Origin of the sequence: Nocardioides sp., assembly GCF_035429765.1 — a bacterium.
In the GTDB taxonomy this organism is placed as follows: Bacteria; Actinomycetota; Actinomycetes; order Propionibacteriales; family Nocardioidaceae; genus Nocardioides.
The window spans coordinates 1-8891 of the sequence record NZ_DAOMFK010000123.1 but is presented as its reverse complement, the minus strand read 5'-3'; the positions used below and the strand labels follow the sequence as shown (position 1 = coordinate 8891).

8 protein-coding genes are annotated in these 8891 nt (G+C 72.7%); 7 read left to right on the top strand and 1 reads right to left on the bottom strand.

The annotated features are described in order from the left end of the window. The 6 genes from PLP61_RS11595 to hydA all read left to right on the top strand — a co-directional run. Nucleotides 1-590: LLM class flavin-dependent oxidoreductase (locus PLP61_RS11595; RefSeq protein WP_324502875.1), on the top strand; the 590-nt coding region annotated here is incomplete at its 5' end. A 9-nt stretch (nt 591-599) separates the two neighbouring features. After that, a complete protein-coding gene (gene pyrB / locus PLP61_RS11590; protein WP_324502874.1) occupies nt 600-1553 on the top strand; it encodes an aspartate carbamoyltransferase in 954 nt (317 codons plus the stop codon). 12 nt (nt 1554-1565) lie between these two features. After that, complete coding sequence (locus PLP61_RS11585) at nt 1566-2543, top strand: ornithine carbamoyltransferase (RefSeq protein WP_324502873.1); 978 nt, start codon at nt 1566-1568, stop codon at nt 2541-2543. 52 nt (nt 2544-2595) lie between these two features. Next, nucleotides 2596-3321: an FAD binding domain-containing protein gene (locus PLP61_RS11580; RefSeq protein WP_324502872.1), complete on the top strand. Its 726-nt coding sequence runs from the start codon at nt 2596-2598 to the stop codon at nt 3319-3321. Further along, nucleotides 3318-6242, top strand: coding sequence for a molybdopterin-dependent oxidoreductase (locus tag PLP61_RS11575; RefSeq protein WP_324502871.1), 2925 nt, complete (start codon nt 3318-3320; stop codon nt 6240-6242). Before PLP61_RS11580 ends, PLP61_RS11575 begins: the two co-directional genes overlap by 4 nt. Beyond that, a complete protein-coding gene (hydA, locus tag PLP61_RS11570; RefSeq protein ID WP_324502870.1) occupies nt 6239-7630 on the top strand; it encodes a dihydropyrimidinase in 1392 nt (463 codons plus the stop codon). Before PLP61_RS11575 ends, hydA begins: the two co-directional genes overlap by 4 nt. 10 nt (nt 7631-7640) lie before the next feature. Here the strand turns inward: hydA and PLP61_RS11565 are convergent, their stop codons facing one another. Next, nucleotides 7641-8051 carry a DUF7144 family membrane protein gene (locus PLP61_RS11565; RefSeq protein ID WP_324502869.1) on the bottom strand — a complete coding sequence of 137 codons (411 nt, stop codon included), beginning with the start codon at nt 8049-8051 and terminating at the stop codon, nt 7641-7643. A gap of 102 nt (nt 8052-8153) precedes the next feature. Between PLP61_RS11565 and PLP61_RS11560 the strand changes: the two genes are divergently transcribed. Next, nucleotides 8154-8807, top strand: coding sequence for an HAD-IA family hydrolase (locus tag PLP61_RS11560; protein ID WP_324502868.1), 654 nt, complete (start codon nt 8154-8156; stop codon nt 8805-8807). Nucleotides 8808-8891: the final 84 nt, after the last annotated feature.

Sequence of the window (8891 nt, the reverse complement as noted above, 5' to 3'; positions counted from 1 at the left end):
GCGAGTTCGTCCACCTCGACGACGTCGAGATCGACATCGTCCACGGCGACCGCTCGCCCAAGCAGGTGCCGATCTACATCGGCGCCACCGGCATGCAGATGATGGAGCTGGCCGGAGCCATCGCCGACGGGGTCGTCCTCAACTACATGGTCGGCCCGTCCTACAACGCCCAGGCCATGGCCGCCCTCGCCGCCGGTGCCGCGAAGGCAGGCCGCACCCTGGACGACATCGACCGGCCCCAGCTCGTGGTGTGCTCGGTCGACCGTGACCGGGCGCTCGCCCTGGACCGCTCGCGGGAGCTGCTGACGCAGTACCTCGGCCAGCAGCCGCACATCATGAAGGCCAGCGGCGTGGACCCGGCCCTGATCGAGGAGATCGGGAGGGTCCTCACCTGGCCCGCGGGACCGGAGGAGATCCGCAGCGCCATGCGGCTGGTGCCCGACGACGTGGTCCAGCAGATCACCGCGTCGGGAAGCCCTGAGGAGTGCCGGGCCAAGGTGGCCGAGTACGTCGAGGCGGGCGCGACCTGCCCGATCCTCTACCCCCTCGGCGACGACGTCCGGCTGATGATCGACACCTTCGGTGACTGAGGAGGCAGCATGAGGAGCTTCGCGGGGAGGGACATCCTCTCGCTCAAGGACATGGAGCGGGACGAGTACTTCCAGATCTTCCAGGTGGCCGAGGGGCTCCGGCCGTACGCCGAGAAGCGGCGCAACGGCGACCTGCTCACGCACAAGACGCTGCTGACCGCCTTCTACCAGCCCAGCACCCGGACCCGGCTGGCCACCGAGGCGGCCATGCACCGGCTCGGCGGGCACGTCCTGGGTTTCTCGGACGCCAAGATGACCCGCGCCGGCGACTTCTACCAGGAGTCGATGAAGGACACCGTCCACATGCTGGAGTTCTACGGCGACGTGATCGCGATGCGGCACCACGTCCAGGGCGCCCCCCACGAGGCGGCCCGCTGGGCCTCGGTGCCGGTGATCAACTGCGGTGACGGGTGGGGCGAGCACCCCACCCAGGTCCTCACCGACCTCTACACGATCTGGAAGGACAAGGGCACGCTCGACGGGCTGCGGGTGCTGTGCGTCGGCGACATGCGGATGCGCACCATGCACTCGATCCTCTACGCCATGTCCCAGTTCGACATGGAGGCGATGGTCGTCTCGCCGCCGGAGATGTCGCTGCTGGGGGAGTTCAAGGCCGAGCTGGACGCGCGCAACGTCGCCTACCGCGAGGTCGCCTCGGTCGAGGCCTGCCTCGCCGAGGCCGACGTGATCTACATGGAGCCCGTGGTCCAGGCCGACTACACGCAGTCGCGCGTCGACCCAGACGCCGGCCACGGCGTCACCCCGCCGGAGTACCGCGTCACCCGCGAGCTGCTGCGTGACAAGGCCAGGCGGGACGCGATCATCCTGCACTCGCTGCCCCGGATGGACGAGCTTCCGGCCGACGTGGACAGCACCCGGCACGCCCGCTACTGGTTCGAGGCCTACAACGGGGTCGTCATGCGGATGGCGCTGCTGGCGCTGGTCCTCGGGGCCGTCGAGTAGCGGGGGCTGACGATGCAGACCCACCTGCGGGGCCGGGACGTCATCGACTTCCAGGAGTGGACCAGGGACGAGCTCGAGACGGTCCTCGACGTGGCGTTCGCGCTCAAGCGGGACCGGGCGCTGGGCCGTCCGCACCCCTACCTGCGGGACAAGGTGCTGGCCATGCTCTTCTTCTTCTCCAGCACCAGGACCCGGGCCTCGTTCGAGGCGGGCATGGCCCAGCTCGGCGGCCACGCGCAGTTCATCGAGAGTCGCTCGACCCAGATCGCCCACGGCGACACGGCCAAGGAGATCGGGGAGATCCTGGGCCGGTACAACGACGGGATCGCGATCCGCAACGTGGACTGGGGGGTCGGCAACACCTACCTGCGGGAGGTCGCCGAGGCGAGCAGGGTGCCGGTGCTGAACATGCAGTGCGACCTCTTCCACCCGCACCAGGCCCTGGCCGACCTGATGACGATCATCGAGCGGCTCGGGGACCCTCGAGGCCGGACCGCCACCGTGAGCTGGGCCTGCGCGAAGACGTACTCCAAGCCGCTGAGCGTGCCCCAGAGCCTCATCATGCTGCTGCCCCGGTTCGGCATGAACGTCCGGCTGGTCCACCCGCCCGAGTTCGGCCTGCTGCCCGACCTCGTCGACCAGGCCCGGGAGAACGCCCGCCGGGCACACGCCTCGTTCGAGGTCATGGACGACTTCGACGCAGGCATCAAGGACACCGATGTCGTGTACGCGAAGAGCTGGGGCGCGACCCTGACCACGTCGGACGAGGCGGAGGAGGCGCGCCTGGTCGCCGCCCACGAGTCCTGGATCACCGACGCCCGCCGGCTCGCCACCGCGGCCCCGGACGCGATCTACCTCCACCCGCTCCCCGCGGAGCGCGGCGTCGAGGTGACCGACGAGGTGATCGACGGCCCGCAGAGCGCCGTCTACGACCAGGCCGAGAACCGCCTGCACGGCCAGAAGGCGGTCATGGCGCTGACGATGGCGTGACGTCCGCGCCCAGGCCTAGCCAGCACACGGGAGGGGGAGTAGACCAGTGAGCATGGTGACAGTGTCGGAGTACTGGCGTCCCGCCAGCCTGGAGGAGGCCCGCGAGCTGCTGGCTCGACCGGGGGCCGTGGCCCTGGCCGGGGGCAGCCGGCTGGGCGGTTCCCGCGCGGTGCCGCCGGTGGAGCTGGTCGACCTCCAAGCGCTGGGCCTGGCCGAGATCGAGGACCGGGCGGGGGCCGAGCTGCGGATCGGGGCGATGGCGACCTTGCAGCAGGTCGTCGACTGCGACGCCGCCCCCGAGGTCGTCCGCGAGGCGGCGCGACGCGAGGAGCCGAGCACCCTGCGGGCCCAGGCCACCGTGGGCGGCTGCGTCGCGACCGGGGACGCGGAGAGCGAGCTGCTGGCCACGCTGCTGGTGCACGAGGCCGTCGTGCACCTGGGCGACGGGAGCGCCCCCGACGAGATCCCCCTGGAGGAGCTGCTGGCCGGACTGCCGCTGGCTCCCGGCCGGCTGGTGACCGCGGTGACCCTCCGGGTGGGAGGCCGCACGGCGGCGGTCCGGACTGCCCGGACCCCGGCCGACCGCCCGATCGTGGCCGCAGTGGTCCGCGCGGACGACGGGGTACGTCGCCTGGCGCTGACCGGCGTGGCGCCGACCCCGGTGCTGGTGCAGCCCGGGGACCCCGTCGACCCGGTGGGTGACTTCCGCGGGTCAGCGGAGTACCGCCGCGCGCTGGCCGAGGTCCTGGTGGCCCGAGCACTGGAGGCGATCGCATGAGGGACATCGAGCTCACCCTCAACGGCGTCCGGACGCAGGTCTCCTGCGCACCGGGCGACTCGCTGCTCACCGTTCTGCGGCGGCTGGGATGCGTGAGCGTCCGGTACGGCTCTGAGACCGGCGAGACCGGCGCGGCCGCCGTACTCGTCGACGGCAGGCTGCTGGCGGCCGACGTGCTGCTGGCGGCCCAGGTCGACGGCCACGAGGTGACGACCGTCGAGGCCCTCGACGTCGCCACCGGGGAGCTGCACCCCATCCAGGCCGCCTTCGTCGAGTCCGGGGCCCTGCAGTCGGGCTACTCCGCCGGCGCCATGGTCCTGGCCACGAAGGCGCTGGTCGAACGCACCCCCGATCCCACGGAGTGGCAGATCCGCGACGCCTTCTCGGGGATCCTCGACCGCGAGACCGGCTACGTGAAGGTGGTCGACGCGGTGAAGCGGGCAGCCGCGCTGCTGCGTGGGGAGAAGCCGGAGCCGATGGCGCCGGTGCTGGTGGAGCCTCTCGGCGACGGCCCCGGCGGTCCGCCGCCCGACGCGCCGTCGGCCATGCCGCGGCTGGTCCCCTCGCCGGACGTGCCGCCCACCACCGTGGTGGGACAGAGCCCGCCCAAGGTCGACGCGGTCAAGCTGGTCAAGGGTCGCCCGGCGTTCGTCGACGACGTGGTGCCGCGCGGCATGCTGTACGCCAAGGTGCTGCGCAGCCCGCACGCGCACGCTCGGATCGTGGCCATCGACGACTCCGAGGCCACGGCGCTACCGGGCGTCCACGCCGTCCTCCACACCTTCAACACCCCGCGCGTGAAGTACGCCTCCGGAGGCCAGAGCTGGCCCAACCCCCACCCGTGGGACCAGGTGAGCTTCGACGACAAGGTGCGGCACGTGGGCGACCGGGTCGCCGCGGTCGCGGCGGAGAGCCTCGACCTCGCCGAGGAGGCCTGCCGGCGGATCCGGGTCACCTACGAGGTGCTGCCCGCGGTCTTCGACGAGCTCGAGGCGATCGCCCCCGGCGCACCGGTGATCCACGACGAGACCGACACCGAGGGCATCCACGACGCCCAGCGCAACATCAGCCACCACATCGGTGGCCAGACCGTCCCCGACGAGCGCCTCGACGCGGCGTTCGCTGCAGCCGAGCACGTCTTCGAGCAGACCTTCCGCGTCCAGCAGCAGCAGCAGTGCCCGATCGAGCCGCACATCACGATCGGCTGGCTGGACTCCGACGAGCGGCTGGTGCTGCGCACCTCGACCCAGGTTCCCTTCCACGTCCGCCGGATGGTGGCCCCGCTCCTCGGCCTGCCGGTCAAGCGGATCCGGGTGGTCAAGCCGCGCATCGGCGGCGGGTTCGGCGGCAAGCAGGAGATGCTGCTGGAGGACGTCGTCGGCCACCTGGTGCTGGCCACCCGCAGGCCGGTCCGGCTCGAGCTCACCCGGGAGGAGGAGTTCGTCTCCTCCCGGATCCGCCACGCGCAGACCCTCACCTTCCGCACCGCGGTCGACGGCGAGGGCCGCCTCCTGGCCCAGGACCTGCGGGTGGTCGGCAACACCGGTCCCTACGCCACGCACGGCTTCACCGTGCAGTCGGTCACCGGGCAGCGCGGGCTGTCGGAGTACAACTCCCCGGCCAAGCGGTACACCGCCGACGTCGCCTACACCAACCGGCCGGTCGCGGGAGCGTTCCGAGGGTACGGCGCCCCGCAGGCCCTCTTCGCGCTGGAGTCGCACATGGACGACATCGCGCGCGGGCTCGGCCTCGACCCGATCGAGCTGCGGCGCCGGAACTGGGTGCGCACCGGGGACCCGCTGGACATCCTCCCGCAGCTCGGCGAGAGGGGTGCCACAGAGATCGCCCCGGAGGACATGCCCCGGGTGACCAGCTGCGCCACCGACGAGTGCGTCGCCCAGGCGCGGCGGGCGATCGGGTGGGAGCGCCGCACCGACCCGGCGTGGCGCCAGCCCCCCGACCGGCCCCACGTCCGGCGCGGGATCGGCTTCGCCCTGTGCATGCAGGCCACCGCCATCCCCAACCTGGACATGGGTGGCTGCTCGCTGAAGATGAACGACGACGGGTCGTTCAACCTGCTGGTCGGGGCGACCGACCTCGGCACCGGCGCCGACACCGTGCTCGCCCAGATCGCCGCCGAGGTCCTCGGCGTCCAGGTGGACGACGTCCTCGTGTACGCCGCCGACACCGACCTCACCCCGTTCGACGTGGGCGCCTACGCCGACAGCACCACCTACATCTCGGGCATGGCGGTGAAGAAGGCGGCCGAGCAGGTGCGGGAACGGATCGCGCTGCGGGCCGCACGTCTGCTGGGCCTCGAGGACGCCGGAGAGGTCGTGCTTCGAGCCGGGCACGCCTGGAGCCGAGACGGCCGGTCGGTGTCGCTCGGGGAGGTGGCCCTCAACGCCTTGCACGTGGAGGACCAGGAGCAGATCATGGCGACCGCCTCGCACGTGTCGGCCGAGTCGCCGCCGCCCTTCGCCGCCCAGTTCGCCGAGGTCGAGGTGGACACCGAGGCCGGCCAGGTGACCGTCGGCAGGCTCGTCATGGCTGTGGACTGCGGGGTGGCGATCAACCCCACGACCGCCAGCGGGCAGGTCGAGGGCGCGATGGTGCAGGCGCTGGGCTACGCCCTCACCGAGGAGCTGGTGCTGGACGAGGCCGGCCGCGCGGTGAACGCCCGGTTCGGGCCGTACTGGATCTTCCGGCCCGACGACACCCCCCCGATGGAGGTCTACCTCGTCCAGACGATGGAGGCCAGCGGCCCCTTCGGCGCCAAGTCGGTCGGCGAGATCGCCATCGACGGCGTCGCCCCCGCCGTCCGCAACGCGATCCTCGACGCGACAGGGGTCGCCGTGAACGAGCTCCCGCTCACCCCGGAGCGGGTGTGGCGGGCCCTGCACCCCCAGCCGGCCGGATGAGCGGTCCGCTCCTGGTGCGCGGCGGAACCCTCGTCGACGCCGCGGGTCCCCACCGCGCGGACGTGCTGGTGCGGGACGGACGGATCGCCGCGGTCGGGGCCGACCTCGGAGCCGCCGGCGGCGAGGTGGTGGACGCGGGCGGCGCCTACGTCATCCCCGGAGCCATCGACGTGCACACGCACTTCGCGCTGCCGGTCGGCGCCGTGACCTCGGCCGACGACTTCGAGTCGGGGACCCTGGCCGCGGCGTGCGGCGGCACCACCTGCGTGGTCGACTTCGCCGGCGCTGGTCGGGAGCCGTGGGAGGAGGCGCTGGCCACCTGGCACGCGCGCGCCCAGGGTCGGGCCGTCGTCGACTACGGCTTCCACCTCACCGTGACCGAGCTCCCTGCCGAGCCCGGGTCCGCGGTCCGCCGGTTCGCGGACTTCCTGGCCCGAGGGGTCGCGAGCGTGAAGCTCTACATGGCCTACCCGGACCGGCTGATGGTCGACGACGACACCCTGGGGCGCGCCCTGAGTGCCTCGCGGGCGACCGGAGTGCGGGTCTGCGTGCACGCGGAGGACGGCGCGACGGTGGAGTCTCTGGTCACCGCCGCGATCGCCGAAGGTCGCACGGGCCCCGACACCGTGCCGTCCGTCCGCCCACCCTCGGTCGAGGCCGAGGCGATCCGCCGGGTCGCGGGGCTGGCCCGGCGAGCCGGCGCCTGGCTGTACGTCGTGCACCTGTCCAGCCGGGAGGGGCTGGAGGCCGTGCGCGCGGCCCGCGCCGACGGGGTGGACGTCCACGCCGAGACCTGCCCCCACTACCTGCACCTGGAGGCGTCCCACCTGGCGAACGGCGACCCCGACTACGTGTGCGCCCCACCGCTGCGCACCGACGCGGACCGCGCCGCGCTCTGGCAGGCACTGGGCACGGGGGAGGTCGAGGTCGTCTCCACCGACCACTGCCCGTTCACCGTGGCGGACCGCCGGCGCGGCACCGGGGGGACCGGCTGGGTCGACTTCAGGCAGGTGCCGGGCGGCCTCAGCGGGGTCGAGACCCGGCTGTCCCTGGTCTACCAAGGGGTGCTGGCCGGAGACCTCTCGCTGCCGCGGTGGGTCGACAGCACCTCGGGTGCACCGGCACGTCTCTTCGGGCTCGACGGCGTCAAGGGGGCGCTGCGGCCGGGCCTGGACGCCGACCTGGTGGTCTTCGACCCTGGGGCGACCCGACGGCTCGACGCGTCCCGGCTCCACTCGCGCTGCGACCACAGCCCGTACGCCGGACGGGTCGTCCAGGGCTGGCCGGCGCTCACGCTCGTCCGGGGCCGCGTGGTCGCGGTCGGCGGCGAGCCTGCCGACGTACCTCCGGGGTGGGGGCGCTTCGTGCCTCGTTCCCCGCTGGGGTGACCGCTCCCCGCTACCGCTCGAACTCGGTGCTCAGCGCCCAGATCACCGCGACGTCGAACGCGATCAGGACGAGCGCCCACAGCGGGTAGTGGGGGAGGAAGAGGAAGTTCGACAGGGCCGAGAGGGCGGCCACACCGATGCCGACCGCGATCGCCCACTTCTTGCCGGCCAGGATCGAGGCGCCGACCAGGACCATCACCGCGCCCACGACGATGTGCACCCAGCCCCAGGCGGACAGGTCGGTCTTGAAGAGGTAGTCGTCGACGGCGCCGTAGATCTTGTCGTTGTGGGCCGCGGCCATGCCTTGCGCGGCCTGGAACACCCCGCCGCTGATCAGGATGACCCCGGCGAACACGGAGATCCCGGACGCCCAGGCCATGCGGGAGCCGGAGGGAGACGCGGGCGAGGTGGAGTGGGACATCGGGCCTCCCTGGGGGCGGGGTGTGGGTGCTGCCCCCATGATGTCGCGTGAGGCGGCGGGACGACGGCCGCGACCCGCCGAGCGGGTGGGTACGGTGGGCCGGTGATCCTCCGCGCTTCCGGCCTGCTCTTCGACAGCGACGGGGTCCTGGTGGACTCCGACGACGCCGTGCAGGAGGTCTGGAGCCGCTGGGCGGAGCACTGGGGGCTCGACCCCGACGTCGTGGTGCCGCAGGTGCACGGCACTCCCAGCCGTCGGACCGTCGCGCGTCTGGTCGCCGCACCTCACCGGTCCGAGGCGCTCACGATGATCGACCGGATGGAGCTGGAGCAGGCCGACCGGGTGCGGGCGATGCCGGGGGCCGCGACGCTGCTGCGCTCCCTGCCGCCCGGAACCTGGGCGATCGTGACCTCGGGCACCGGAGCCCTGGCCCGCGCCCGGCTCGCGGCCGCCGGGCTCCCGACACCGACGGCGCTGGTCACCGCCGACGACGTCGAACGGGGCAAGCCGGACCCGGAGCCCTACCTGACCGCCGCGGGCCTGCTCGGCGAGCGGCCGGCAGACTGCCTGGTCTTCGAGGACTCCGCCGCCGGGATCGCGGCCGCCCGCGCCGCCGGCGTGGGCCACCTCGTCGGCGTGTCCAAGACCGATCTGTCCGCACCGGGGGCGGGCGTGGACGCGTTCGTCCCGGACCTGCGGCACGTCGTGGTGGCCGGGGCCGAGGTCCGGATCGTCCAGGAACCGGTCGGCGGTTGAGCTCGCCGCCTTGACAGGACCTTGTCTGTGACCTATATTCGATCATAGGTACGAGTCAACAATCCGGCGCTGAGGGGCTCGGCC